27 protein-coding genes and 2 tRNA genes are annotated in these 24,991 nt (G+C 40.4%); 14 read left to right on the top strand and 15 right to left on the bottom strand.

Annotated features, from left to right (window positions below; genetic code table 11):
- Positions 1 to 2 precede the first annotated feature (2 nt).
- Entirely contained in the window at positions 3 to 446 is a 444-nt protein-coding gene (locus EGT34_RS10035; protein ID WP_000581860.1) for a hypothetical protein, read from the bottom strand.
- 255 nt (positions 447 to 701) lie between these two features.
- On the opposite strand from EGT34_RS10035, the gene EGT34_RS10030 reads away from it, so the two are divergent.
- From EGT34_RS10030 to EGT34_RS10020, 3 genes are all read left to right on the top strand, one after another.
- Positions 702 to 1,781: a DNA/RNA non-specific endonuclease gene (locus EGT34_RS10030; protein ID WP_000157132.1), complete on the top strand. Its 1,080-nt coding sequence runs from the start codon at positions 702 to 704 to the stop codon at positions 1,779 to 1,781.
- 96 nt (positions 1,782 to 1,877) lie between these two features.
- Positions 1,878 to 2,477 (top strand): LysE family translocator, encoded by a 600-nt coding sequence (locus EGT34_RS10025; protein ID WP_000458291.1) that lies wholly within the window; start codon positions 1,878 to 1,880, stop codon positions 2,475 to 2,477.
- A 45-nt stretch (positions 2,478 to 2,522) separates the two neighbouring features.
- Positions 2,523 to 2,765, top strand: coding sequence for a hypothetical protein (locus EGT34_RS10020; RefSeq protein WP_000476055.1), 243 nt, complete (start codon positions 2,523 to 2,525; stop codon positions 2,763 to 2,765).
- Positions 2,766 to 2,943: 178 nt separating this feature from the next.
- On the opposite strand, the gene aqpZ is transcribed toward EGT34_RS10020, so the two are convergent.
- Positions 2,944 to 3,633, bottom strand: a complete 690-nt coding sequence (gene aqpZ / locus EGT34_RS10015; RefSeq protein WP_001045987.1) for an aquaporin Z — start codon at positions 3,631 to 3,633, stop codon at positions 2,944 to 2,946.
- Positions 3,634 to 3,765: 132 nt separating this feature from the next.
- The gene (locus tag EGT34_RS10010) at positions 3,766 to 4,770 is read right to left on the bottom strand and encodes an AraC family transcriptional regulator (RefSeq protein ID WP_024437237.1); all 1,005 of its coding nucleotides are present in this window, start codon (positions 4,768 to 4,770) and stop codon (positions 3,766 to 3,768) included.
- 109 nt (positions 4,771 to 4,879) lie between these two features.
- On the opposite strand from EGT34_RS10010, the gene EGT34_RS10005 reads away from it, so the two are divergent.
- On the top strand, positions 4,880 to 5,518 hold the full coding sequence (locus EGT34_RS10005) for a hypothetical protein (protein WP_000911631.1): 639 nt from the start codon (positions 4,880 to 4,882) through the stop codon (positions 5,516 to 5,518).
- A gap of 41 nt (positions 5,519 to 5,559) precedes the next feature.
- On the opposite strand, the gene hisF is transcribed toward EGT34_RS10005, so the two are convergent.
- Positions 5,560 to 6,318 (bottom strand): imidazole glycerol phosphate synthase subunit HisF, encoded by a 759-nt coding sequence (gene hisF, locus EGT34_RS10000; protein ID WP_000880078.1) that lies wholly within the window; start codon positions 6,316 to 6,318, stop codon positions 5,560 to 5,562.
- Positions 6,319 to 6,430: 112 nt separating this feature from the next.
- Here hisF and EGT34_RS09995 point away from each other — a divergent pair, with 112 nt between their 5' ends.
- The 4 genes from EGT34_RS09995 to EGT34_RS09980 are packed head-to-tail and all read left to right on the top strand — an operon-like array spanning position 6,431 to position 8,767.
- The gene (locus EGT34_RS09995; RefSeq protein ID WP_000118181.1) at positions 6,431 to 7,381 is read left to right on the top strand and encodes a homoserine kinase; all 951 of its coding nucleotides are present in this window, start codon (positions 6,431 to 6,433) and stop codon (positions 7,379 to 7,381) included.
- A 12-nt stretch (positions 7,382 to 7,393) separates the two neighbouring features.
- Positions 7,394 to 8,023 (top strand): DUF1294 domain-containing protein, encoded by a 630-nt coding sequence (locus EGT34_RS09990; RefSeq protein ID WP_001205594.1) that lies wholly within the window; start codon positions 7,394 to 7,396, stop codon positions 8,021 to 8,023.
- 36 nt (positions 8,024 to 8,059) lie between these two features.
- The gene (locus EGT34_RS09985) at positions 8,060 to 8,449 is read left to right on the top strand and encodes a DUF4870 family protein (RefSeq protein WP_001088853.1); all 390 of its coding nucleotides are present in this window, start codon (positions 8,060 to 8,062) and stop codon (positions 8,447 to 8,449) included.
- Between the two features lie 6 nt (positions 8,450 to 8,455).
- A complete protein-coding gene (locus tag EGT34_RS09980) occupies positions 8,456 to 8,767 on the top strand; it encodes an antibiotic biosynthesis monooxygenase family protein (RefSeq protein WP_000582725.1) in 312 nt (103 codons plus the stop codon).
- Between the two features lie 25 nt (positions 8,768 to 8,792).
- Here the strand turns inward: EGT34_RS09980 and EGT34_RS09975 are convergent, their stop codons facing one another.
- The gene (locus tag EGT34_RS09975) at positions 8,793 to 9,695 is read right to left on the bottom strand and encodes a DMT family transporter (protein ID WP_000075490.1); all 903 of its coding nucleotides are present in this window, start codon (positions 9,693 to 9,695) and stop codon (positions 8,793 to 8,795) included.
- Positions 9,696 to 9,793: 98 nt separating this feature from the next.
- Between EGT34_RS09975 and EGT34_RS09970 the strand changes: the two genes are divergently transcribed.
- Positions 9,794 to 10,345 (top strand): helix-turn-helix domain-containing protein, encoded by a 552-nt coding sequence (locus EGT34_RS09970; protein ID WP_000083600.1) that lies wholly within the window; start codon positions 9,794 to 9,796, stop codon positions 10,343 to 10,345.
- Between the two features lie 68 nt (positions 10,346 to 10,413).
- Here the strand turns inward: EGT34_RS09970 and hisA are convergent, their stop codons facing one another.
- The 5 genes from hisA to hisB all read right to left on the bottom strand — a co-directional run bounded on the left by hisA (position 10,414) and on the right by hisB (position 13,880).
- Positions 10,414 to 11,145, bottom strand: coding sequence for a 1-(5-phosphoribosyl)-5-[(5-phosphoribosylamino)methylideneamino]imidazole-4-carboxamide isomerase (hisA, locus tag EGT34_RS09965; RefSeq protein ID WP_000905538.1), 732 nt, complete (start codon positions 11,143 to 11,145; stop codon positions 10,414 to 10,416).
- A 94-nt stretch (positions 11,146 to 11,239) separates the two neighbouring features.
- Positions 11,240 to 11,881 carry a 3'-5' exonuclease gene (locus EGT34_RS09960; protein ID WP_001287552.1) on the bottom strand — a complete coding sequence of 214 codons (642 nt, stop codon included), beginning with the start codon at positions 11,879 to 11,881 and terminating at the stop codon, positions 11,240 to 11,242.
- Positions 11,882 to 11,967: 86 nt separating this feature from the next.
- Entirely contained in the window at positions 11,968 to 12,516 is a 549-nt protein-coding gene (locus EGT34_RS09955) for a DUF805 domain-containing protein (RefSeq protein WP_001087813.1), read from the bottom strand.
- Between the two features lie 153 nt (positions 12,517 to 12,669).
- The gene (hisH, locus tag EGT34_RS09950) at positions 12,670 to 13,287 is read right to left on the bottom strand and encodes an imidazole glycerol phosphate synthase subunit HisH (RefSeq protein WP_000196732.1); all 618 of its coding nucleotides are present in this window, start codon (positions 13,285 to 13,287) and stop codon (positions 12,670 to 12,672) included.
- Positions 13,287 to 13,880 (bottom strand): imidazoleglycerol-phosphate dehydratase HisB, encoded by a 594-nt coding sequence (hisB, locus tag EGT34_RS09945; RefSeq protein WP_000194096.1) that lies wholly within the window; start codon positions 13,878 to 13,880, stop codon positions 13,287 to 13,289. Before hisB ends, hisH begins: the two co-directional genes overlap by 1 nt.
- Positions 13,881 to 13,982: 102 nt before the next feature.
- On the opposite strand from hisB, the gene EGT34_RS09940 reads away from it, so the two are divergent.
- From EGT34_RS09940 to EGT34_RS09930, 3 genes are all read left to right on the top strand, one after another.
- Positions 13,983 to 14,366, top strand: a complete 384-nt coding sequence (locus EGT34_RS09940; protein WP_001123235.1) for a GNAT family N-acetyltransferase — start codon at positions 13,983 to 13,985, stop codon at positions 14,364 to 14,366.
- 105 nt (positions 14,367 to 14,471) lie between these two features.
- Positions 14,472 to 14,547 (top strand) — tRNA-Phe (locus EGT34_RS09935).
- Between the two features lie 126 nt (positions 14,548 to 14,673).
- Positions 14,674 to 14,749, top strand: a tRNA-Phe gene (locus tag EGT34_RS09930).
- A gap of 171 nt (positions 14,750 to 14,920) precedes the next feature.
- Here EGT34_RS09930 and EGT34_RS09925 read toward each other — a convergent pair.
- From EGT34_RS09925 to ompR, 5 genes are all read right to left on the bottom strand, one after another.
- On the bottom strand, positions 14,921 to 15,352 hold the full coding sequence (locus EGT34_RS09925; protein ID WP_000469968.1) for a GNAT family acetyltransferase: 432 nt from the start codon (positions 15,350 to 15,352) through the stop codon (positions 14,921 to 14,923).
- A 130-nt stretch (positions 15,353 to 15,482) separates the two neighbouring features.
- Positions 15,483 to 16,997 (bottom strand): acetyl-CoA hydrolase/transferase family protein, encoded by a 1,515-nt coding sequence (locus tag EGT34_RS09920; protein ID WP_000059344.1) that lies wholly within the window; start codon positions 16,995 to 16,997, stop codon positions 15,483 to 15,485.
- Between the two features lie 35 nt (positions 16,998 to 17,032).
- Positions 17,033 to 17,161, bottom strand: coding sequence for a hypothetical protein (locus EGT34_RS09915; RefSeq protein ID WP_085916955.1), 129 nt, complete (start codon positions 17,159 to 17,161; stop codon positions 17,033 to 17,035).
- A 27-nt stretch (positions 17,162 to 17,188) separates the two neighbouring features.
- A complete protein-coding gene (locus tag EGT34_RS09910) occupies positions 17,189 to 18,646 on the bottom strand; it encodes an ATP-binding protein (protein ID WP_000051217.1) in 1,458 nt (485 codons plus the stop codon).
- Positions 18,647 to 18,663: 17 nt separating this feature from the next.
- On the bottom strand, positions 18,664 to 19,428 hold the full coding sequence (gene ompR, locus EGT34_RS09905; protein WP_000060753.1) for a two-component system response regulator OmpR: 765 nt from the start codon (positions 19,426 to 19,428) through the stop codon (positions 18,664 to 18,666).
- Between the two features lie 655 nt (positions 19,429 to 20,083).
- On the opposite strand from ompR, the gene EGT34_RS09900 reads away from it, so the two are divergent.
- Entirely contained in the window at positions 20,084 to 22,432 is a 2,349-nt protein-coding gene (locus EGT34_RS09900; protein ID WP_000131196.1) for a Tex family protein, read from the top strand.
- A gap of 302 nt (positions 22,433 to 22,734) precedes the next feature.
- Entirely contained in the window at positions 22,735 to 24,924 is a 2,190-nt protein-coding gene (locus EGT34_RS09895; RefSeq protein ID WP_001111065.1) for a bifunctional SulP family inorganic anion transporter/carbonic anhydrase, read from the top strand.
- Positions 24,925 to 24,991: the final 67 nt, after the last annotated feature.

Raw genomic sequence — 24,991 nt, 5'->3', positions numbered from 1 at the left:
GATTATTGAGCTTGTGGCATAGGTGCATCTGCTGGTAACGCCCCATCTTTTGCCATTGGGTCTGCTGATTGGTTCGGGTTAGCAGCTGGCGGTGGAGTGTTCGGATCTTGTGGCGCTGGAGCCGCTTGATTCGGTGCAGGTGGCACTGCATCAGTTGGTGCAGCTGGAGGAGCCATTTCACCGCCCGCTGGAGGTGCTGGTGGAACATCTGCCGGAATAGGAGCACCGGTAGGCGCTGCGCTTGTTGGTGCAGCAGAAACTTGCTGTACTTGTCCGCTATTGACCAAATCGCTAATAGAACCTGGTTGGCCGTTGACGGTTGTAGTCACTTTTACTTTAGATAAGCTCTCTAAAGTATCACCTGGCTGGACTGCTGGTTCAGCCAAAGCAGCCATACTACACAATCCTGTGATTACGCCAATACCAATAATCTTTGAATGGATCATTAAATGGACTCCGATTATATTTTTATCCAAATTTGTGGAGCTAACCATGTCATAAGCTATAAGTGCATTTCAACGAAAGATACGCAATTGGCGCAATTCAATAGCCAAAGGCTCTCATAATGCCAACAGACTGTTACGTAAAACCGATTAGAGTTACAAAAAAGATGACCACGTTTTAACCATTTGAAAGATAAGCGATATACTTAAAAAAGCAGGATTGTTAAGCTGCGTGTGGACAGTGGTATTGATAGAAACATGGCAAGTAAAAAACGTAGTAAAGGTACAAATTCATTTTCTCTAAGTGAGCATGTTGGCAAGATTATTCTTGCTTGTATTGCAGCCGGAAGCTTTGCAATTGCTTTCGGCAGTGAAAAGATTTCGCAGTGGTTTTCGCCTTTAAGTACTAACTCGACTTGTCTTAACCAGTTTTATCGTGAAGTTCCGCCTGCGTTAAATAAAGAAAGCTTAAAAAAAGACAGCTATCCGCTGTGCTTTAACGGTTTTAATGTCCTCTATTCAGGCATTTCTAAAACACCATTATGGTCGGCCGAGCATTTAGATGCAGAACGTTTAAGTGTCAAAATTAAACGTGAAGATAACTTCCATGAAGAAACGCGTGTTCCTCAAAAGCATCGGGCACTTTTAAGTGACTACCGTGGTTCAGGATATGACCGTGGGCACATGGCACCAAATGGCGATATGCCAAATAAAGAATCACAGTCTGATAGTTTCTCGCTCAGCAACATGGTGCCGCAAGCGCCTAAAAATAACCAAGAAGTCTGGCGTAAACTTGAAGAAGCAACCCGTGCCATTGTCACCAAGCAAAAACAAGATGTATATGTCGTGACAGGACCTGTTTTTGAGGGTAAACGTCTCAAAACGATTGGGCAGGGCGTGATTGTACCTACCGCAGTTTATAAAGCGGTGTATATGCCAAAAACTGGCGCTATTGGGGCTTACTACGCACCTAACAATAACTCGCAGCAAGTGAAGGTAGTGAGTGTTTGTTATATAGAAGAAAAGCTTGGTATTAACTTATTTCCACAGTTAACCGAACAGCAAAAACGCAATGTTTATCGCTTACCGTTAACTGCTAGCCAAGTTAAACCTAACCAAAAGCTCGACTATTTGCATTGGGATGGTGAAAGCCAGTGCGAACAAGACCTAAGCGCAGAACAAATTCAAGCGTTACAAGATCAGTTTAAAAAGCAAAAAACTGGTTCTTCTGAACCGATGGAAGCAAAAGTTCCAAGTATTGATGAAGAAACTAGAAATGCCATTGTGAAACAATTGGTTGAAGCCTTGGTGAACTATTTCTTGCAGATAATGAAATAAGACCCTTCTAGCACTGTTGTGAAGCCTGAATCGATACAATAAGATGAACAGACAGATCTGTCTGTTCATCTATTTATTCGAATAAGGATAATAACAATGTTTGCCTCGATGTTTCTTTTTTCTTTTGCAATGTCGATTACACCCGGTCCCGTCAATACAGTTATTTTATCGACCAGCTTAAATCATGGTTTAAAAAGATCACTTCCCTATATTTCAGGCGCCACCATTGGCTTTACCTTGCTTTTGATTTTTATGGCCTTTGGCCTTCAAAGTGTATTAACTCAGTTTCCAGTTGTCTTAAAAATTCTTGCAGTTTGTGGAACGCTCTTTGTTTGCTATATCGGCATAAAAATTATTCTTTCTGCTGCCAATATTTCAATTTCAAGTGCACCTGTAGAGCACATGCTTATTCCCAATTTTAAAGATGGTTTCTTATTACAGTGGCTTAACCCAAAAGCATGGTTGGCTTGTGTGTCGGGTATTACCATGTTTACTAGCATTGAAAACCCGCAGTCGTTGCCGATCTTTATCGTTATTTATTTTTTCACTTGCTACGCATGTTTGTTCTTTTGGGGGTTCTGTGGTGATAAATTTTCAGTGGTACTGAATCAGGGCAACCGTTTGAAATATTTTAATATCCTGATGGGCGCTTTCTTAATTTTGTCGGCTCTTTTAATTTTGATTGATTTTTTTTAAATTGGTCGTATTACACTGTGAAGATATAACAACGAGATAACAGCTATGTTTAAGCCATTTGAAAAGGGTACTGAGTCTTCTTCAATTGAAGATTTAACATTAGAAAATGATGTCGATTGCGTGAGTATTTATGGCAATTTGCAAATCACTAAAGACAAAGTCGGGTTAGAGCAGGCAAAGGCATTGCAGAGTTTTTTAAATGATGTAGTTGCAGCTTTGGAAAAAGAAGAATTGCCTGAGAAAATTGAACGTCCAGCTGAACAAGAAATTAATAATCCGTTTTTGTAATAAATATATTTTACTCAATTTGCTACCGCGACGGCGGCACGGATGCCGCCTGTTTCACTGCGTTACATGGAAGTAACGTCAGTGAAACGAATGAGTTTTGTCACTTTTGCTCACTCAAAAGTGAGGCATTACCTATACAACTACAACTTGAGTGACCGTGGTATTTGCGGTTGTGCAGTTAATCCTTATCCCCAGCAACTACCTTATAAATAATTGCCCCAATCACAGCCCCTAAAATCGGTGCTACCCAGAACAACCACAACTGACTTAACGCAGCCGTTTCAGCAAAGAACGCAACACCTGTACTACGTGCAGGGTTTACCGAAGTGTTCGTAACCGGAATACTGATTAAGTGAATGAGTGTTAAGCCTAAACCAATCGCGATAGGAGCGAAGCCAGCAGGTGCACGGCGGTCAGTTGCCCCTAAAATAATGATTAAGAAGAAAGCAGTAAGAACCACTTCAATAATGAAAGCAGAACCTAAACCAAATTTATTTGGTGATAAGTCACCAAAACCATTGGTCGCAAACCCGCCAACACCACTAAAGCCTGCTTGGCCTTGAGCAATAATATAAAGAACAAATGCAGCAGCAGTCGCACCAACCACTTGCGCAACAATATACGGAATTAAATCTTTAACATCGAAGCGGCCACCGACCCAAAGGCCAACACTTACCGCGGGATTGAAATGTCCACCTGAGATATGCCCTAGAGCATAAGCACCTGTGAGTACGGTTAAACCAAAGGCAAGGGCTACACCTGCAAAGCCAATACCAAGTTCAGGGAAAGCTGCGGCTAAAACTGCGCTACCACAACCACCAAAGACTAGCCAAAACGTACCTAGGAATTCAGCAAAATATTTATTCATTGTGATTACTCATCTATTGATCTATTTTTTAATTAATGTGAAATACGTCACAAAAAATTAAGCATGTGACTATATGAAATTTTTGTTTTCAGTGTTGTTTTAATCAAGAAAAGATTTGTAAGTTTTGGTTGGTTATTCTTTGTTTAAAAATTGATCTCTCCACTGTTGTGGTGTTTGCTTGGTCCAATGCTTAAATGCTCTTTGAAAGGCACTTTGTTCTGAATAACACAGCAAAAGTGCAATCTCTTGTAGGCTTAAATGCGGATCTTTTAAATACTCGGTTGCCAGCATAAAGCGTACTTGCTGAACACGTTCCTGAAAGGTGGTGTTCTGCTGTTGTAAGTGCCTTTGGAGCTGTCGAACCGATAGGCCTAATTGAGCTGCAATATATTCAATTTGATACTGATTCTTTTGCAGACCAGTCAAAATTGAATGCTGTAAACGCTGATCGAGTTGGGTTGAATTGGGTAACTGTTCTAAAAGTGCTTGGGCCTGCTGAACCAATAGTTGCTGTAATGTGTGGTCTGCGCTGCTAAGCGGTTTATGAATTTCCGTAATGGGTATAAGTAACTCTGTACGGGGCTGGCTAAAACGAACGGGACATTGAAAATACTGCTCATAAACTCTGATATTTTTAGGGGCAGCATTTAAGAAACGCACTTCATGTAACTGCACATCTTCATGAGACATAAAAAGACGTAAGAACTGAATCACCAACGCAATCGCGATTTCATCGGTAAGCTGGGTAGGGTGTAACTCTGGTGCCTCCCAACGAATAGAACCATACCGTCCCTGTAACTCAACCACTAAAGGGCTCCCGTCATAAATCAGACGGTGAAAATCATGGTAACGAATTAAGGCTTCACCTAAGTTATCGCAAGAAAGAGCAAGGTAGGCAATAATGCCTAAATGTTTGGGTTGTACATATTTGGCAATTTCTAGCCCTAAACCTGGCTTAGGATCCAGTTTATAAATAACTTCTAATAGGTCGCGCCAAACCACATAGTCAAAGCGTTCCAGATTTTGAATTTGCTCTAATTGTTCTGGAATAGTTAACTCATTGGCTTCGCAATAAGCCTTTAACAGGTGCCCCAGTCCTCCATATACCGAGCCTGTATAATTTTTTAGTTGTGGCATCCCTAACCACCTCTTTCTTGTCGTGATTTGTCAATGAAACCATAAATTCTGGTCAATACCTAGCATAACGAATTTTATATGCTGAATAAAAAGAAAAAGGAGTTAGGTGATGTTAAAAGGGTTTATTGCCGGAATTGCAGTTGCGAATGCATTTGAATGGGTGGCACATAAATATATTTTGCATGGTGTGCACCGTGCCGGACAACCGCGCTATAGCCCAGTGCCGAAAAGTATGGAGTCGCATTGGGCACACCATCGTGAAGTCCGTAAACAACAATTTCATGATGATTGCTATGTGGAAGGCGTGGGAAACTGGCGAACTAAAAATGAGTTAATTTCGCTTGCTGTGGTGGCAACCGTTTCAAGTGCAATTTTTTACCCTTTTTCAAAAGGCATGGCACTCGCAGCTTGGTACAGTGCAGGAAACTATTATTATATTCATCGCCGTGCACATTTAGAGCCTGACTGGGCAAAGCGTAAAATTCCGTGGCATTACGACCACCATATGAACTCTAACCAAGATGCCAATTGGTGTGTGACCAAACCTTGGTTTGACTATGTAATGGGAACACGTGTAGTGTCTTCGGCAGATTTAAAAGAACAAAACCCTTTGGGGATACGGTTACCTACTGTGCTTGCTAGGCCACTCTCTCAAGTTGTAGAAAAAATCTTTCCAGCAAAATGGGTCGAGAAAAAAGAACAGCCTAAACTCGTTAGTGATGTAAATGCGATAGAAGGTGCTGCATAAAAAATTAAAGGGGCATATTGCCCCTTTAAATATAAATAAGCTTACAAGCGCATTTCGATGCCTTGTTCAGCCAAATATTGTTTAGCTTCTGGAATTGTATATTGGCCAAAGTGGAAAATACTCGCTGCCAATACTGCATCGGCACCACCTTGTAAAATACCGTCTGCAAGGTGTTGTAAGTTACCCACACCGCCTGAGGCAATCGTTGGAATGGTCACGCGGTCATTAATAGCACGCATTAACGCAATGTCATAACCTGCTTTAGTACCATCGGCATCCATACTGGTAATGAGTAACTCACCGGCACCGTAGTCAGCCATTTTTACAGCCCATTCAATGGCATCAATACCCGTTGGTTTACGGCCACCGTGAGTAAAGATTTCCCATTTGTTGTCACCAGTTTTTTTGGCATCAATCGCAACCACAATACATTGTGCGCCAAAATGCTGAGAGGCTTCTTGAACAAATTCAGGGTTAAATACGGCAGCCGAGTTAATACTCACTTTATCTGCACCTGCATTTAATAACGCACGAATATCTTCAACCTTACGTACACCACCACCGACAGTTAAAGGCACGAATACAGTCTCGGCCATACGTTCAACAGTACGGTAAGTGGTATCGCGGCCATGATGTGTAGCGGTAATGTCTAAGAAAGTAATTTCGTCTGCACCTTGTTCGTTATAGCGACGTGCCACTTCAACAGGGTCGCCTGCATCACGAATATCGAGGAATTGAACGCCTTTAACTACGCGTCCGTTATCAACGTCTAGGCAAGGAATAATACGTTTAGCAAGCATAGCTTTTTCCAAAAATAATCGCCGTTGGTGAAAGTTCCTACACAGGCGCTACACCTTCATGGAGGGAAGAGGTATTCTATCAAACTTCACAGATGTTTTTTGCAGGTTTTCCATGTCGGTTTATACCCCGTTGAGTTTAGATGAAGTTCGCACCTTTGCTGCACCTTATGGATTAGAGGTGTTGGAGCTGAACCCAATTCAGGGAGGTATTCAAAACACCAATTATTTTCTGGTTGATGTAAACCGCAAACAATATGTACTTACCGTATTTGAAGAGTTAGATGCACAAGGTGCAGGCGAACTAATTCCGGTGCTTGAGCAGTTAGGTACTCATGATGTACCCGTTGCCGTGCCATTAAAGCACAGCGGCCAAGCGGTTCATTTTATTGCGGGTAAGCCTGCACAAATTGCACCACGTTTAATGGGACACCATCCCATGCAAACTACAGTAGCCCAAGTTGCTGCAATTGCAGATGCACAGGCGAAGCTACATGTAGCTTTACAAGATTTTCCGCTTGAACGCGAATATCGCCGTGATCATCAATACTGGACAGGTGTTGCTGAGCAGCTTAAACCAAATATGACTCAAGATGACCAAACGTTACTTGAGCAGGTTTATCAAGCTTTTAATGCGAAAACAGCGCAGTATTCAAATCGACCGACAGGTTTTATTCACTCAGATTTGTTCCGTGACAATACTTTGTTTGAAGGCGAGCAACTACAAGGTATTTTAGATTTTTACGAGTTAAATCAAGATGAGTTGCTGTTTGATATTGCGATTACCATCAATGATTTTTGTACCGAATATCCAGCAGCGCATTTAAACTCAGACAAAGTAGACGCTTATTTAGAGGCATACCAAAAAGTCCGTGCGCTGACTTCAGATGAACTTGAATGTTTAGATGTATTCTTGGCAATGGCGGCTTGCCGTTTTTGGTCAATGCGTTTGCAAGTTGCTCAAAAAAATAAAGAAGAAGGACGTACCGGCGATGACATCTTGCAAAAAGACCCGCAAGAAATGCGAGCAATGATGCAAGACCGTTTAAGCCATGTAAAATCATAAAAGGGAATAAAGATGCGAGATCAGGGGCGTTTAGTCGAATGGTTCGACGAAAAGGGTTATGGCTTTATTCAGCCGGATGATGCTGAAAAAGAGCGAGTCTTTTTGCATATCAAAGATTTTGCACGCCCCGGACCTCGGCCAATTATTGGTTGTGCACTGGAATATCTGGTAATCCTCGACGAACGAGGCCGTTTTCGTGCTCAGCAGGTCACGTATTTAAAGGCATCTCAAACCCGTAAGGCTTTAAAACCTACAAAAACACAATCTTCTTTTCAGACCAGCCCATGGTCTGCTATGCAAATGGGGATTGTGTTTTATTTCGTTTTAATGGGCATTATGAGTTTTATTCATATTTTGCCGGCTTATACCTTATTGTTTGTCTTAATGATGAATGTGTTGAGTTACTGGCTATATTCACAAGATAAAGAAGCAGCGCAATTGGGTAATCGCCGTGTTCCTGAGCAGACTTTGCACATTGTCAGTTTCTTAGGGGGATGGCCAGCTGCGTGGTGGGCACAACAAAAACTGAGACATAAAACACAAAAACAACCATTTCGTAAGATTTATTTTTGTACCATATTCTTTCATTTACTTTTGATTTTGTGGCTAATTTCTCCTTTAAACGTTTTGCGGGGATCATAAAAGTAAATTGTTTTATTAAACTTGAGAGGTATAAAAATGAATAGTTCTATCGACCAAGATCCAAATCGTACTTTAACACTTATCTTATATGTACTTTATATTGTTGCCATTTTTACAGGCGGCTTACTTGCGATTATTGCTTTAATTATTAACTATGTAAAACGCTCTGATGTGCAAGGTTCAATTTTTGCGAGCCACTTTACATGGCAAATCAGAACATTCTGGTGGTACTTGGCTTGGAATATTATTGCCTTTTTGCCGTTTATTTTCTTGTTCTTTACGGGTGAAAATACCGATCTATTTGCAGGCGTTGCTATTTCATCGACTGTATTCTGTGTGGGTGTTATCGCGGCAGCATGGATCTGGATTGTATATCGTGCAATTCGCGGTTTGATTGCGTTAAATGATAACCGACCGATGTATTAATAAATCATGATTATTGAACATGTGCATTTGAAAATAAAATCGGGACAAAGTGAAGCATTTCTTAAGGCATTCGAGCAGGCTAAACATATTGTTTCTCTAATGGAAGGTTTCAATGCGGTCCAACTGATTAAGCATACAACCGATCCCCATCATTATATTTTAATGATTTTCTGGGATGAAATTGAAAATCATACAGAAGGGTTTAGAAAGTCGGAGGCTTATCAAGAATGGAAAAAATTGCTTCATCCATTTTATGATCCAATGCCGACAGTTGAGTACTACGAACCCTCTATTTTATTAAAGAAAAGTGATATATAAAAAAGAGAGCGTTAAGCTCTCTTTTTTATTCTCGGACTCTTTTGTTTTTCTTAATAGGCAGCTTAATTTTTAACTCACTGACTAAAACACCTAACACCACTAAAGCCCCCCCAAAAAGGGCAATAACTGGTAAACGCTCACCTGCAATTCGACCAATAATACCTGCCCAAACAGGTTCTCCTGCATAGATAATTGCAGCACGCGAAGGGTCAACCACACGTTGAGCCCAGTTCATTACAAATTGAATGAGTGCACTTGCTAAGCCTAATGCGACAGCAATGAGTATTAGAGGCCATGAAAATGCTGGAATTGTATGTTCACCTACTATAGGCATAATGGTAAACGAAAGTAGAGAGGCGACACCAAGTTGAATAATGGTGACGCGACGCAAATTTACCTTTCCAGCAAAGTAGCTAATAAAAATAATTTCTAAGGCAATCGCAAAGGCGCCGAGCACTGTTAAAAGCTGTCCAAAACTCAAGGAAATTTGCTTAAAACCATTACCCGTCAATAAAACAAGGCCAGTAAAAGCAAGAGCTGCTCCCACCCAAGTCATGATATGTGGAGTTTTTCTAAATATGAGCCACATTAAAATAGGAACAAGCGGAACATACAGCGCCGTTAAAAAAGCTGATTCACTACTCGGAATAGTTTGCAGGCCAATTGTCTGCGTGCCATAGCCAGCTGCAATGACAAGGCCAATTACACTGCCAGCGCCCAAGTCTTTTAATGTAACGCCTTTCATGCTCTTTAATGAAATAAGTAATAGCGTTAAGGCAGCTACGGCAAAACGGCAGCCTACAAAAAACATAGGTGATGAAAAATTCAGTGCGTACTGCACAGTAAGAAATGTTCCACCCCAAATGACCGTAATCAAAATGAGAGCTAATTGAGGAACTTTGCTTGAACTCAGATAAGTTGGTGACATACTCAAACTAAAGGGAATTGTGCAATATACTGCACATATTGCGCTATTCTTCTGTTTTGTGCAATATATTGCTCAAATTTTCTTTATTCATCTATTTTATGAGCCAGTCGAGTAGCGTTTTACAACATGTAGGCACAAATATCCGTTCATTAAGAGATGAGCGTAGTTTAAGCCAACAGGACTTGGCTGATCGGGCAGGTGTAAGTAGACGTACCATTGCTGCTCTGGAAACAGGCCAAGTCAATATTAGCTTAGCTAAACTCGATGCGATTGCGGCAGTGTTGGGAGTAGATTTTAGAACAATTGTGAGTGCGCCTGAGCTAAAAGAACATGCCCTAGTAAATGCACTCGCTTGGCAAGGTGAAAAGGAAGAAAGTAAGGCAACTTTTCTTGCTTCAGTTCCTTCCCGTTCTCAAGTTGAACTTTGGACATGGTCTTTGGCTGTTGGGGAGTCTTATGTTGCTGAAGCCGATGCTGAAGGATGGCAAGAACTGATTTATGTGTTAGAAGGCGAATTGACCATACAATTTACAGACAGCTCAAAAACCATAGCGGCTGGTTCATCTTTTATTTTTGCCAGTTCAGTGACTTATACCTATATCAATAGCGGTAGCCAAGTACTTAAATTTATTCGTAATGTGGTGTATTGATTCGGAATATATTTTCATATCAGCAATAAAAAAGAGCCTAATCAGGCTCTTTTTTACATCTTAAAAAATTAAAGACGGTTTTCATCTAACAAAAGCTGAGCTTCACGAAGGTTTAAAGTACCTTCATAAATTGCACGGCCTGTGATTGCACCTAAAATGCCCGGTTGGCCTTTTAAGTTACGAACGTCATCAAGGTTGGTTACACCACCTGAAGCAATGACTGGTAAGCCTGAGTATTGAGCCAAGTTTACAGTTTGCTCAACATTTACACCTTGCATCATGCCGTCACGCGCAATGTCTGTGTAAACAATGCTAGACACGCCTGCATCTGCAAAGCGTTTTGCTAAATCAGTTGCTTTCACATCAGTAACGTTTGCCCAACCGTCAGTTGCAACCATGCCATTCATGGCATCAATACCGACAATGATGTGGCCTGCAAAACGTTTACAAGCTTCTTCTACAAATTCAGGCTCTTGAACGGCTTTAGTACCGATAATGACAAAAGTCACGCCAGCTTCTAAATAGTGTTCAATGGTTTCTAATGAGCGGATACCGCCACCAATTTGAATTGGTAATTCTGGCTGAGCTTTTGCAATTGCTTCAACAACAGGTTTATGAATAGGCGTACCTGCGAAAGCACCATTCAAATCGACCAAATGCAAACGTCGTGCGCCTTCATTTACCCAATGCTGGGCAGTTGCAACCGGATCGTCAGAGAAAACGGTATCGTCTTCCATACGCCCTTGTTTTAAACGCACACATTTACCATCTTTCAGGTCAATTGCTGGAATGATTAGCATGCTTTCGCTCCTTGCTTCATCATGTTTATGAAATTGTGCACATCTTAGCAAAGTATTGATCAATCGCTAAGCCTTAGAAAAGACTTTTATAACTTTACCTTTGAAGTGCGGTTTGAATCTTTTCAGAAATATGTATCGGTAATACTTTTCTTTTTTTAAGCTCGAGAAATACCAATAGGGCAGCATAGGCGTCAGCAGCTGCATAACTGATTTGTTGTGAAGTAAGCGGTTTTCGCGCCCAATTTGAAGTTCCGACTTTCTTCGACTTGGCAAGATACTGACCAAGTAATAGTGCTACGGCTTTTTGTACACCCATTTGTTGTTTAAAACCAAAGTGGCTAAAACCTTTAGCAAGGTCAACGCAGCTTTCAAGCTCTATGCCTTTTTTGTGAAAAATATGCTTATCATTTTTAAGCCCAAACCCGACTTTAATTTGTTTTGGATTAGACAAAATGGGCTGTAAAAATTTTAAAGTCGATAAATTGACATGAAATAAATAGGCTTTGTGTTCTGTAGCCAGCTGAATCAAATGTGGGCCAGTTGATACTTCACCTACCTGAAAAGTAGGTTTAGATTCAGAATCAAATCCTAAAAAGGTCGCTGCTTTTAATTCTTCTTCAATAGTTTTGCATTGCTCGCCATTTTCAATCACCACAATATTTTGATGGTTAAGATTTTCAAAAGGAGGGAGCTGCTGAATAGAAGTTTTATCAAGAAGGGCAGAGGCTTCAGACATATTTAACAGCGTACAAATGAATAGGGCTATTCACTTTATATATGAATAAAGCCTAGAGAACTAGGCTTTATGTACATCTTTAAAAATTATTCAGACTGAGATGGGCTACCAATTACAATACTTTCGCTTTTCTCGACATAGCCTTCATAGGTTGGAGCCATAATTACGGCAATAACACCAAAAATTAATGCAAGCGGAATAAGCACAATATAAATCCAGCCTAAAACACGCTCCCAGCTTGGCGTTGGACGCTTAGGTCCATAATCATTAGGACCTTCAGTTCCTTTTGCACAGAATAAATAAATGGCAAGGCCAATATTCACGACCGGTACTAGCATCAGTAAAGAGAGCCACCCTGTATTATTGCGGTCATGCAAACGGCGGATGGTAAATACGAAGTTAATATAAATACCGACTATATAAAGAATTGCTATACAGATTAAGCCAGGCGTAGAAAAGTCTGGGGCACCTTCAGGGTTTGTAAAACCAAAAGTAAACATAATAAGTAGAATGGCGGTAACAAGGACTAGCGTAAATAAGAATGTCCAAGCTGCATAAGAGAGTCGTCCAAAACGACCATTTGCCTTAAACGGTGAATCTTGTGAAATGGGCTGATTTTCAAAAGGTGAATTCATTGTGTTTATCCTAATCATTTGATTTTATTTAAAAGTATGAATATTCAATATTTTGTTGAATAAAATATCATTCTATAAATGATTGGTTATTATTATAAATAAAAAAACAGATCAGGCTATCTTGACCTGATCTGTTTTAGTTTTTGAATCGAATTAAATATTCCATTCCACAAAGTTTTTCAGTAACTGCAAACCAGCAGTGTGACTTTTCTCTGGGTGGAATTGAGTCGCGAATAAATTATCTTTGTGAATTGCTGTGCAGAAGTTCACGCCATACTCACATGTAGCAGCCACAAGATTTTCATCTTTAGGTTCAACATAGTAGCTGTGTACAAAGTAGAAGCGGGCATCTTGTTCAATGTTGTTCCACATCGGGTGACTTGGGTCCATTTGGTGAACCTGATTCCAACCCATGTGTGGGACTTTTAAACCTTCCATTTGAGGAAAGTGTTTTACTACCCCGTCAAAAATACCTAAGGCATCTACACCGCCGTTTTCTTCTGAGCTTTGTAGTAGTGCCTGCATGCCTACGCAAATTGCAAGAACAGGCTTATTAAAAGCTGCTTTACGTACAACTTCATCAATACCTGCTTCACGCATGCCTTGCATACAGTCACGCATTGCCCCAACACCCGGGAAAACAATTTTGTCGGCTTGTGCAATTAATTTTGGATCATTTGTCACATCGACGGTTGCACCTACATATTCAAGTGCTTTAGCGGCTGAGTGCAGATTACCCATGCCATAATCAAGCAATGCGATACGTGTCATTAGAGGCTACCTTTTGTCGATGCAATCGTGTTTTCAGCACGTGGATCAATTTCACATGCCATACGTAAAGCACGAGCTAGTGCTTTAAATACACTCTCGATTTGATGGTGGCTATTTTTACCTTTCAAGTTATCGATGTGTAAGGTCATAAGCGCATGGTTTACGAAACCTTGGAAAAACTCGGAAAATAAATCTACGTCAAAGGTACCGATGCGCGCGCGAGTAAATGGAATATCCATAAATAAACCCGGACGTCCAGACAAATCTACAACCACACGAGATAAAGCTTCGTCTAATGGCGCGTAAAAATGCCCATAACGACGTAAACCTTTTTTATCACCTAAAGCTTGTGCAAAAGCTTGTCCAAGCGTGATACCGCAGTCTTCTACGGTATGGTGATCGTCAATCTCTAAGTCTCCATCACAATGAATATCGATATCAAATAAGCCATGTCGCTTGATTTGATCAATCATATGGTCTAAAAATGGAACTCCGGTGTTTAGTGTGCCTTGACCAGTACCATCGAGATTTAAACGAACTCGAATTTTGGTTTCATTGGTATTTCTAACCACTTCACTGATACGTTGCGTCATGGACACGTTCCTCAAAAAACGTCAAAAATGATTGGATGTTAACGACAATTTCGCTGTGACGAATTCGTGACAGCATCATAGTTTGCTCAGGAGGGTTAATCAATGCCTATTACCGTACATGCTTATAGTTCTCTAGATAATTCAGAGATCCGCGATCAGCTTGAGCGACTGTATGACACAAGTCCGGAGTTTGGTGACGGGCACGATGCGATTGAACAACTTGAACAAGATTTACAACAGTATACCACGCTATACACTGCCGAATTTAACACCAAAATTATAGGTGCAATCTGGTGTTCAGGACAAGGTGAAAGCAAGGTGCTTGAATATATAGTTGTACACCCTGCAAATCGTGGACGCGGAGTAGCAGAGCGTCTAGTTGAAGAAGCTTGTCGTATAGAAGAAGCAAAAGGCGTTAAAATTTTTGAGCCAGGTTGTGGTGCAATTCATCGCTGCTTAGCTCATATTGGTAAATTGCATAGCTAAAATCCTATTTTTACGGCACTTGTGATTTAAAATTAAACACTTGTTACAAAAAATGCGGAAGTTGCTTGACGTCCTCCTATAAACATTGTTTAATACGCCCACTTCGGCGTGATAGCTCAGTTGGTAGAGCAACGGATTGAAAATCCGTGTGTCCCCAGTTCGATCCTGGGTCTCGCCACCATTATTTGTGTTTTCAATCCCTGATCCCATCAGGGATTTTTTTTGAGTATAAAAAATACTCATTTAAATCAAAAACTCAGGATAATTGTTGACTATTGTTCTGAGATACGGCTTAATACAGGCCATCGGCGTGATAGCTCAGTTGGTAGAGCAACGGATTGAAAATCCGTGTGTCCCCAGTTCGATCCTGGGTCTCGCCACCATATTCGAAAAAGCCCCATACTTAAAGTATGGGGCTTTTTTCATGCCTATTTATTTGATTCGTGATTAGAATGACTTCACCTGTGTATAACTCTCATTTTATCCACAAGTAAAGTGAGTTATCCCAAGGTCTAGCTTTATTTCCTAAAGGTTCTTCATTTCAAGAGGCGCCTTTAGTCATGAGAGTTGTCACTAATAAGACGTTTTCCTAAACATACCGCTTCTACTTCGTCATAGCCGAGCTGCTCGTAAAAATTCAACACATTCAGATTATCTTTACGTACTAATAATTGTAATTTGGGACAGCCACGCGCCATAAGCCGCTTCTCAAGCTGTTGAACAAGCGCTGTGGCTATTCCTAAGCGTTGTTGGTGGGGATGAACAGCCAGATAATTAATCCAGCCTCTATGGCCGTCGTAGCCGCCCATAAGCGTACCAATTAGTTGCTCATCCTTAATAGCAACGAGGAATAAATCATCCTGCTGCGAAACTTTCCTGAAAATATCCGTTTCAGGGTTATTCCAGGGGCGAGTTAGGCCACAGCTTTCCCATAAATTGACCACATCATCCAGATCTGCATTTGTAAATTGGCGAATAATGAACATATGGATTTCTACTTTTTGTTTTGATGTATTGAAAAGATAAAATAAAAATTCGAACTTGAGCAGTAGTTTGTGAATAATTTACACAAATAAAAAAGCACCCCTGTAGGAGTGCTTAAATTAAAAGTATGACTTAAGCTGATTTTGCAACTGGTGTTGGTTGAAGCATTTGGCCTGTTTCTTCGAAGTTTGCATGCCAAGACAATGCTTCACGAAGTAAGTGAGGTGTATGTCCGCCTTTAGCACATGCACGATCAAAGTAGTCATTTAATGCATCACGGTAAAGCGGGTGTACGCAGTTGTCGATAATAGCGCGAGCGCGTTCACGAGGTGCTAAACCACGTAAGTCTGCTAAACCTTGCTCTGTCACTAAAATATCAACGTCGTGTTCACTGTGGTCAACGTGGCTCACCATTGGCACGATAGAAGAAATATCTCCGCCTTTAGCAATAGATTTGGTTACAAAGATTGCCAAGTGCGCATTACGAGCGAAGTCACCTGAACCACCAATACCGTTCATCATTTTAGTACCGCACACGTGAGTTGAGTTCACGTTACCGTAAATATCAAACTCAAGTGCAGTATTAATACCGATAATACCTAAACGACGTACAAGCTCAGGGTGATTAGAAATTTCTTGTGGACGAAGCACTAATTTGTCTTTGTAAGCTTCGATATTGCCAAAAACTTTTTCACCGCATTTTGCTGAAAGCGTAATTGAACTACCAGAAGCAAATTTCATTTTGCCTGCATCAATTAATTCAAAAGTACAGTCTTGTAGTACTTCTGAGTACATGATGAGGTCTTCAAAATTAGAATCTTTTAAACCTGTTAGTACAGCGTTTGCAATTGAACCGATCCCTGCTTGGAGTGGACCAAGGTTTTTCGGTAAACGACCTTCAGCCACTTCTTTTTCAAAGAATGCGATAAGGTGATTGGCAATGCCTTGAGTCTCATCATCTGGTGGAGTGACTGTCGATGGAGAGTCATGTGTATCGTTAAAGACAATACCAACAATTTTCGAAGGATCGATTTGGATAGCTGTTGTACCAATACGTTCGTCCACTTTTGTTAATGGAATTGGTGTGCGTGTTGGACGGTAAGTTGGAATATAGATATCGTGCAAACCTTCAAAGCTTTCGCTTAAAGAAGTGTTGATTTCAACAATTACTTTTTCGGCAAAAATCGCAAAACTTGCAGAGTTACCAACAGAAGTTGTTGGAATAATGCCACCATCTTCAGTAATCGCAATTGCTTCAATGACCGCAACATCTGGACGTTTAAGTTGCTGGTTACGCATTTGCTCAACAGTTTCTGACAAGTGTTGGTCAATAAACATGACTTCGCCGTTGTTAATTGCGCGGCGCAAAGTGTTATCCACTTGGAATGGCATGCGACGAGATAAAACACCTGCTTCCGTGAGTTGTTTGTCTAAGTCATTACCTAAGCTAGCACCCGTAATTAACGTGATTTTTAACGGATTCTTTTTTGCAAGCTCTACAAGTGCTTGTGGAACAGCTTTAGCTTCACCGGCACGAGTAAAACCACTCATACCAACGGTCATTCCATTTTCGATGAATTGCGCAGCTTGTTCAGCACTGATGACCTTGTCATGAAGAGAAGCTAGGCGAATACGACTTAAAGACATTGGACATCCTCAATATTGTCAAAACATACCGGATTTTAGCTATGAAAAAATGAAAAGTGCATAGGTGTTAGGCTAAGGTCTAATTTTTTAAATAAATGCGGGTATAACTTATTTTTATGATTTTTAATATATTGATTATTATTGTCTTTTTTGAGGTTTAAAATAGCGCTTTAAATGTTCAATTGCTCAAATTAAAAGCGCTCACTTAAAGTTTGTTTGATTTTTTCTAAAGGATTATGCGTTGTATTTTCTTCAGGGGCGGGTTTTGGAATTGGTAAAGAAATAATTACCTCTAAACCGCCTTGTTCACGATTGTGAATCTGGATTTCACCTTGGTGAATATCGACAATACGTTTAACAATGGCAAGACCCAAACCGCTTCCCTGAATCGTTCTAGCCGAGTTGCCTCTTACAAAAGGCTGCATTAATTCTTCAATTTGATCTTCTGGAATGCCTTCACCATGGTCAGCAACCGTAATTAAAATATGTTCATTTTCAACCTTTGCACTGAGTTCGATCGGTTCAGCACCATAACGCTTTGCGTTATTAATGAGGTTGGCAATAAGTCGTTTTAAAGAGAGGCTGCGTGCAGGAATAATCGGAACATCCTGCATGTTAAAGCGAATATCAAGGGGTTTAAACTGAACCACCAATTCTTGTAAAAGAATATTGATATTAGTGTCTTTTAATTCCTCATCTGAACCATCGCGCATATATGAGATGAACTGATTTAGAATCGCATCCATATCATCTACGTCATAAACCAGACCTTCACGTAGAAACTCATCAGGTAGCATTTCTGCAGTTAAACGAATACGTGTAAGGGGAGTCCTTAAATCATGTGAAATTCCCGCTAGCATGATTCGTCTTTCACGCTCAGTTTGTTCAAGCGTATATACCATACGGTTAAATGCTTGGTTTACTTGGCGAATTTCTAAAGGGCCATGGTTAGTATCTAAATAAGGTGCAGTTCCAGACTTACTGTATTCGTTGGCAGCATTTTGCAAACGACGTAATGGTCGGTTCATTTGTCGAACCAAAATTAAAATGATGATGGCCGAAACTAATGGGACACCCACAACCCAGCCTACCAGTAGCTCGGGGCTATAGTTGGCATAGGTTTTTAAAGGTTCACGAACCCAGTTACCATGCATTTCTGGCGTTTGAATCCAAATACGTGGGCTAGGTTTAAATTGGAAATAGACAGTAACGTCTTTTGCGCCAATTTCATTTGCCAGTTTTTGCTCAACTTGGTTGGTAAAAAACTCGGCAATAATTTTATCGCGAACACTTGGATATTCTTTGGGGTTCGTGACATATTCAATGCCAACCCGATTGCGTAACCATGTGTCGACGTCAACTTCGCTATCGCGATGAAAAATACGAATATTAGGGTTATTTACCAGTTCTAGTTCAACTGCTAGATAGCGCGCATGTTGCTGAATTTCAGGTAAATAGAGGGTTCGCCAAAAAAACCACAATGACATAAATAAGCTAAAGAGTACCACCAGCAGTACCAAAATTGTGGTACGCATGGCCGCAGAACGTGGCTTAATCTTGTCGAGAAAACGTTCCCATCGGGTCCGTTTACGCTCTGAGTACGCAACGTAGTCGGTAAAGGTTTGCGGTGGTATTGGCTCTAAACTCACTCTATTTTATCTCAAGCTTATTCAGCACCATCCGGAACAAACACATAGCCTACGCCCCATACAGTTTGAATGTAACGTGCGCGTGCCGGGTTATCTTCAATTAAGCGGCGTAGACGAGACACTTGAACATCAATAGAACGTTCCATTGCACCCCATTCACGGCCACGAGCCAAGTTCATGAGCTTGTCGCGTGTTAAAGGTTCACGTGGATGCTGTACCAAAGCTTTTAATACGGCAAATTCACCTGTAGTCAATGTAACGATTTGACCCTCACGAGTCAGTGTACGTGTAGATAAATCTAGAGACCATGGACCGAAGCTAACCACTTCAACTTGTTGGCTTGGCGCACCCGGAACTTCACGTACCTGACGACGCAATACTGCGCGAATACGCGCTAAAAGTTCATTTGGGTTAAATGGTTTTGGTAAATAGTCATCTGCGCCGGCTTCAAGACCAGCAATACGGTCAGAGTCACTACCACGTGCAGTTAACATGATAATTGGAGTATCAATATTTGACTGACGTAAACGACGACAAATACTTAAACCATCTTCAACGGGCAACATAAAGTCGAGCACGATAAGTGAAAATAACTCACGTTGTAATAAACGATCCATTTGTGAGGCATCATGGGCAGTTTTTACAACAAAGCCTTTATCTTCCAAAAAACGTTGCAAGAGGGTACGTAAACGCACATCGTCATCGACCACTAAAATGCGCTCGACACGATCCGTTTCGTTATGTACGGTTTCAGGATGTTCAGCAGGTACAACTAAACTCATGATGTACTCCCTTTTAAAGTCATAATTTATATATTATTGGATCGGTTAGGCTTATTGCCAACAAGCCCTCAGTATAATGCCGATGTTCTTGTTAAGACTATGTATCAATTTGCTCAAAATTACAATTTTCGTAGGGGCTTGAAACCAAAAAACAACATCTTATGCCCATAATTTAGCAAAGCCTTAAAGAAAAACTCAAATATTTGACTATTTACCTCTTTCTTATCGAGTAAATTCTAATAAATATTTGTTTCAAATAAATTATTTTAAAAATGAGTTTCGGTTTTTAAGTTCTAACTTTTAATTTATTCATTCACGGTTTAAGTATGAAGACTTAATAATTTATTTAGAAAGATAAGAAAAACTATATTTTGATCGTTCTGGCAATGTATCAATATGTTCTTTTTCTCATAATTTATATTAAAAATTTTCTTTAATTAAAGAAGTATCTATAAATTTCATATTTTTTAAAAGGTAAAAGGCTAGCTTAAAGGCCCAAATGAGTCACAGAAAAAACTTTTTTACGGCCATAAGAATGTGAAAAATTCATAGTCAATACAAAAAAACGTTTTGAATACGCAAACAAGTGTGGATTTTATGGTCTTGGTCTTTATAATCAGTGCTTTTAAACTTTATCCTTGTGGGATCAAACACGATGACTGACTTAGTTCAGCAGTTGGCAAGTGAGCTTGCCGTACGTCCAAACCAAGTAGAAGCTGCCATCCGCTTAATTGATGAAGGTGCCAGTGTTCCATTCATTGCCCGTTACCGTAAAGAAGTAACACAAGGTTTAGATGATACGCAGTTACGCCAATTAGATACTCGTTTAGCGTATTTACGTGATTTATATGAGCGCCGTGAAAAGGTCATTCAGTCATTGCAAGAACAGAATAAATTGAATGATGACTTGTTGGCGCGGGTGAATGCAGCCGAAACAAAAAATGCTTTAGAAGAAATTTATGCGCCGTACCGTCCTAAACGTACGAGCAAATCTTTCAAGGCGAAAGAAGCGGGCCTTGGACCAATTGCCGAAAAAATTATTTCAGAACAAATTGATCCGACAGAAGCATTGGCTGGTTTTAGTCATGAAGACTATCCGGACGTTGAAAGTCAATTAGACGCAATCCAGCATATTCTGATTGATGACTGGGCACAAAACATTCCTCTTACTACAGAATTAAAAGCAACTTTTGCAAAAACAGCAGTATTAAAAAGTACTGTTGCATCTGAAGAGAAGAAAGAAGTGGGCAAAAAGTTCCGCGATTACTTTGAATTCTCGGAAGGCCTAAACAAATTACCATCACATCGTTTATTGGCGATGTTACGTGGCCGCCAAGAAAACGTACTTGGTTTAAAAGTTGATGGCGAAGATGATGCACCATTGGCTCGTATTGAAACTGAATACAACCTTGATCAGGTTCAGCCACAAACACGTCAAGATTTCTTAAAACAAACTGCAAAATTATTTTGGTTAGGTAAAGTTCGTCCTCAAATCGAGCATTCATTACTTACAGAAAAACGTCTTGCTGCTGAAGCAGAAGCAATGCAGGTGTTTGCTGAAAATCTTCGTCACTTATTGTTATCAGCGCCAGCTGGTAGCCGTACGACTTTGGGTGTTGACCCTGGTATTCGTACTGGTGTGAAACTAGCCGTAGTAAGCGAAGCTGGTGATGTACTTGCACATAGCACGATTTATCCATTTGCGCCTAAAGAAGATAAAGAAGGTTCAATTGCTGAACTTGCACGTCTATGCCGTGAATACAATGTCGAGCTTATTGCTATTGGCAATGGTACTGCAAGCCGTGAAACAGAAGCTGTTGTAGCTGAAATGATGGCTGCAAATACAGATCTTAAATTAACTCGTGTAACTGTAAGCGAAGCAGGTGCCTCTGTTTACTCTGCAAGTGAACTTGCTGCGGCGGAACTTCCAGAGCTTGATGTTTCAATCCGTGGGGCAGTTTCTATTGCGCGCCGTTTACAAGACCCGTTGGCTGAGCTTGTTAAAATTGATCCGAAGTCGATTGGCGTAGGTCAATATCAACACGATGTGAACCAAACTGGTTTAGCAAAAACGCTTGATGCGGTTGTAGAAGACTGTGTGAATGCTGTCGGGGTAGATGTAAATACTGCTTCACCAGCAATCTTGGCTTATATTGCAGGTTTAAACAAAGCAATTGCACAGCAAATTGTTGAATACCGTAAAGAGCATGGCCGTTTTGACACACGTCAGGCACTTAAAAATGTACCGCGTCTTGGCGAACGTACTTTTGAACAGGCAGCTGGTTTCTTGCGTATCCAAAATGGTTCAGAGCCATTAGATGCATCTGCTGTTCACCCTGAAAGTTATGGTCTTGTTGAGAAAATTGTTGCAGCAAAAGCGACAACGGTAAAAGACATTATTGGTAATACCGAAATTATTCGTCAGGTAAAAGCAGAAGAGTTTGTTGATGACAAATTCGGTTTGCCAACCATTCAAGACGTTTTAGCAGAACTTGAAAAACCGGGCCGTGACCCTCGTCCAGAATTCCGCACAGCTAAATTCCGTGAAGACATTACTGAAGTTGCTCAGTTGACTGAAGGTATGCAGCTTGAAGGTGTTGTGACGAACGTGACGAATTTTGGTGCTTTTGTTGATATTGGTGTGCATCAAGATGGTTTGGTTCATATCTCTGAATTAGCCAATGAGTTCGTTTCTGACCCGCATAAAGTGGTAAAACCAGGTCAGATCGTACAAGTGCGTGTTATGCAGGTTGATGTTGAACGTAACCGTGTGAACTTGAGTATGCGTGCAGAAGGTGCGGCACCTGTGAAAGCACAGCGACCACCACGTCGTGAACAAAATAACGAACAGCGTTCTGAGCGTAAACCACAAGGTAAACGTCCACAACCGCGTAAAGATCAAGTTGAACGTCCGCAGCGTAGTAAGCAAGAAAAACCACAAGAGCAAAAAATTGGTGGTTTTGGTGCATTATTATTGCAAGCAGGAATTAAGGGTTCTAAATAAGAGCCTTTAGAGAACTTAAAAAAGCCTCCTAAACGGGAGGCTTTTTTATTGTTTCTAAATCATCTTCTAAATGGCTAGCGCTATGTTTTATTAAAACATCACGCTCATAAAGATGAGGTGAATCTTAAGATCAACAAAAACGTCGTGAAATCTACAATCAACTATACAACGTTATAGCATAACTCAACTTTAACCCGATTCAGTTGTCAGACAATATCGATAAAGCCTTGAAGTAAGTTCCTCACTTTCAGGCAGTTACATTAAAAATTGATTGTTTTTTTATATTATAAATGGTTGTTTTTATGCCGGCTTTAGAACTGAAAAATAGATTTCACGTAAACGACCTCCTTTCGGGAGTTGTCGTATTTCTCGTGGCCTTACCCTTATGTTTGGGTATTGCCTTAGCCTCAGGTGCTCCAATTATTTCTGGCATTATTGCTGGAATAGTGGGTGGAATTATTGTTGGCCTGCTGAGTGGCTCTCACATCAGCGTTTCTGGCCCAGCAGCAGGGTTGACTGCGGTCATCCTTGTACAACTCGATCAATTAGGCGGCAATTATGCCGCCTTTTTATTGTGTATTGTATTTGCAGGAATTTTACAAATTCTGTTTGGTGTATTTAAGTTGGGTTTCTTTGCCAACTTTATTCCAAACAATGTCATTTTAGGATTATTGGCAGCCATTGGTGCCATTTTGATTGTGACACAGTTACCTTATTTATTTGGGTTGACTGATTTTTCATGGAAAGAAGTTTGGACTGCTACTCCGGATACGTTTATCCAAAAATTTGATGCTGGAGCAGCATTGATTGGGCTGCTGAGCTTATTTTTAATTTTAGCTTGGGACAGTAGCCCACTTAAAAAGTTAGCGTTGCCTTCTGCCTTAATTGCCGTGGTACTCGCAGCAGTTTTTAACTTTGTTTTAATAAGTATCGGTTCTTCATGGGCTGTGCAAAGTAATAATTTGATTCAACTACCAAATATATTGCAAGCACCAGAAGAGGTATTGGTTTTTCCTGACTTTAGCTATTTAGCTGAACCATTAATTTATACCGGAGCCATTACACTTGCGATCGTGGCATCTTTAGAAACATTACTAAATTTAGAAGCAGCAGATAAACTTGATCCTCAAAAGCGTTCATCTCCACCTAATCGTGAGTTATGGGCGCAAGGAGCAGGTAATATTGTGTCAGGTTTGATTGGCGGAATGCCAGTGACCTCAGTGATTGTCCGTAGTTCTGTAAATGCCAATACAGGTGCACGTAGTAAATGCTCAACCATTATTCACGGTGTGTTGTTACTGCTTGCAATTCTATTTTTTGTCCCACTCATGAACATGATTCCTTTGTCTGCACTTGCAGCAATTTTGATCGTGACTGGTTTTAAACTGACTCATCCAAAGTTATTCAAACAGCTTTACCAAAAAGGTTGGAGACAGTTTTTACCATTCATTATTACCTTGGTTGCAATCTTGCTGACAGATTTATTAACCGGAATCTTGGTGGGGCTATTTACCAGTAGTGCATTTATTTTATATGGCAACTTCAATAAAGGTGTTCGTGTTTATAAAGAAAAGCATTTACATGGAATCGTGACGCGTATTGAACTTCCTTCACAAGTGACTTTTCTGAATCGTTCCGCGCTCATTTCTGCCTTGGAACATGTTCATAAAGATCAACAGTTGATTATTGATGCCACTCAATGTGATTCGATTGATCCGGATATTTATCAAGTCATTCAAGACTATCAAAATGAGACGGCAGTTAAACGCCAAGTCGACCTTAAGCTTATTGGATTTAAGCAGCACTATGAAGAGGTAGATGATGCAGTACTGGATATCTACATTAGTACGAGAGATCTACAACGTAAATTAAGTCCACAGCAAGTCATTACTTTACTTAAAGAAGGAAATGAACGTTTCGTAAAAAATGAGCGCTTGCAACGTGATATTTATCGCCAAATTCGTGTTACTGCAGATGAAGGCCAGCACCCAATTGCTGCCGTTTTGGGTTGTATGGACTCACGTGCTCCAACTGAAATGATTTTTGATGTGGGTATTGGTGATCTATTTAGTTTAAGGATTGCAGGTAATATTGCAGGTCAAAAGGTATTAGGCTCGCTTGAGTTTGCTTGTCAGGCCAAAGGCTCAAAAGTCATTTTAGTTTTAGGCCATACTGACTGTGGTGCAGTGACGAGTGCATGTCAGTTACGCTTACAGCAAAAGCAAATCTCTGATGTCAAAGAGATGCCGCATATTCAATATGTGCTTGGTCCGCTCATGCATTCGGTAGAAAGCGTATATGACATTATGCAACCCCGTGAATTAAACAAGACCTTCGTAAATCAGGTAACTGCTATGAATGTTCACTACAATATCCAATATATTATTAATAACAGTACGGTACTTAAAGACTTATTGGATCGTGGTGAAATAGCGATTGTTGGCGCGATTTACGATGTTAAAACAGGGCATGTCGAGTTTTTAGATGCGTAAATAGAATCAAATAAAAAAGCGCCTTTCATGAGGCGCTTTTTTATTTAAGTTCGCTGAATATTTTAAA

Origin of the sequence: Acinetobacter sp. FDAARGOS_558, assembly GCF_003937785.1 — a bacterium.
GTDB lineage: Bacteria > Pseudomonadota > Gammaproteobacteria > Pseudomonadales > Moraxellaceae > Acinetobacter > Acinetobacter baumannii.
This window is presented reverse-complemented; position numbering and strand designations above follow the sequence as displayed.

What these genes read in the sequence shown, in the direction of transcription:
- EGT34_RS10035 (WP_000581860.1), bottom strand. Translation starts at nt 446, where the DNA reads ATGATCCATTCAAAGATTATTGGTATTGGCGTAATCACAGGATTGTGT.
- EGT34_RS10030 (WP_000157132.1), top strand. Translation starts at nt 702, where the DNA reads ATGGCAAGTAAAAAACGTAGTAAAGGTACAAATTCATTTTCTCTAAGT.
- EGT34_RS10025 (WP_000458291.1), top strand. Translation starts at nt 1,878, where the DNA reads ATGTTTGCCTCGATGTTTCTTTTTTCTTTTGCAATGTCGATTACACCC.
- EGT34_RS10020 (WP_000476055.1), top strand. Translation starts at nt 2,523, where the DNA reads ATGTTTAAGCCATTTGAAAAGGGTACTGAGTCTTCTTCAATTGAAGAT.
- aqpZ (WP_001045987.1), bottom strand. Translation starts at nt 3,633, where the DNA reads ATGAATAAATATTTTGCTGAATTCCTAGGTACGTTTTGGCTAGTCTTT.
- EGT34_RS10010 (WP_024437237.1), bottom strand. Translation starts at nt 4,770, where the DNA reads ATGCCACAACTAAAAAATTATACAGGCTCGGTATATGGAGGACTGGGG.
- EGT34_RS10005 (WP_000911631.1), top strand. Translation starts at nt 4,880, where the DNA reads ATGTTAAAAGGGTTTATTGCCGGAATTGCAGTTGCGAATGCATTTGAA.
- hisF (WP_000880078.1), bottom strand. Translation starts at nt 6,318, where the DNA reads ATGCTTGCTAAACGTATTATTCCTTGCCTAGACGTTGATAACGGACGC.
- EGT34_RS09995 (WP_000118181.1), top strand. Translation starts at nt 6,431, where the DNA reads ATGTCGGTTTATACCCCGTTGAGTTTAGATGAAGTTCGCACCTTTGCT.
- EGT34_RS09990 (WP_001205594.1), top strand. Translation starts at nt 7,394, where the DNA reads ATGCGAGATCAGGGGCGTTTAGTCGAATGGTTCGACGAAAAGGGTTAT.
- EGT34_RS09985 (WP_001088853.1), top strand. Translation starts at nt 8,060, where the DNA reads ATGAATAGTTCTATCGACCAAGATCCAAATCGTACTTTAACACTTATC.
- EGT34_RS09980 (WP_000582725.1), top strand. Translation starts at nt 8,456, where the DNA reads ATGATTATTGAACATGTGCATTTGAAAATAAAATCGGGACAAAGTGAA.
- EGT34_RS09975 (WP_000075490.1), bottom strand. Translation starts at nt 9,695, where the DNA reads ATGTCACCAACTTATCTGAGTTCAAGCAAAGTTCCTCAATTAGCTCTC.
- EGT34_RS09970 (WP_000083600.1), top strand. Translation starts at nt 9,794, where the DNA reads ATGAGCCAGTCGAGTAGCGTTTTACAACATGTAGGCACAAATATCCGT.
- hisA (WP_000905538.1), bottom strand. Translation starts at nt 11,145, where the DNA reads ATGCTAATCATTCCAGCAATTGACCTGAAAGATGGTAAATGTGTGCGT.
- EGT34_RS09960 (WP_001287552.1), bottom strand. Translation starts at nt 11,881, where the DNA reads ATGTCTGAAGCCTCTGCCCTTCTTGATAAAACTTCTATTCAGCAGCTC.
- EGT34_RS09955 (WP_001087813.1), bottom strand. Translation starts at nt 12,516, where the DNA reads ATGAATTCACCTTTTGAAAATCAGCCCATTTCACAAGATTCACCGTTT.
- hisH (WP_000196732.1), bottom strand. Translation starts at nt 13,287, where the DNA reads ATGACACGTATCGCATTGCTTGATTATGGCATGGGTAATCTGCACTCA.
- hisB (WP_000194096.1), bottom strand. Translation starts at nt 13,880, where the DNA reads ATGACGCAACGTATCAGTGAAGTGGTTAGAAATACCAATGAAACCAAA.
- EGT34_RS09940 (WP_001123235.1), top strand. Translation starts at nt 13,983, where the DNA reads ATGCCTATTACCGTACATGCTTATAGTTCTCTAGATAATTCAGAGATC.
- EGT34_RS09925 (WP_000469968.1), bottom strand. Translation starts at nt 15,352, where the DNA reads ATGTTCATTATTCGCCAATTTACAAATGCAGATCTGGATGATGTGGTC.
- EGT34_RS09920 (WP_000059344.1), bottom strand. Translation starts at nt 16,997, where the DNA reads ATGTCTTTAAGTCGTATTCGCCTAGCTTCTCTTCATGACAAGGTCATC.
- ompR (WP_000060753.1), bottom strand. Translation starts at nt 19,428, where the DNA reads ATGAGTTTAGTTGTACCTGCTGAACATCCTGAAACCGTACATAACGAA.
- EGT34_RS09900 (WP_000131196.1), top strand. Translation starts at nt 20,084, where the DNA reads ATGACTGACTTAGTTCAGCAGTTGGCAAGTGAGCTTGCCGTACGTCCA.
- EGT34_RS09895 (WP_001111065.1), top strand. Translation starts at nt 22,735, where the DNA reads ATGCCGGCTTTAGAACTGAAAAATAGATTTCACGTAAACGACCTCCTT.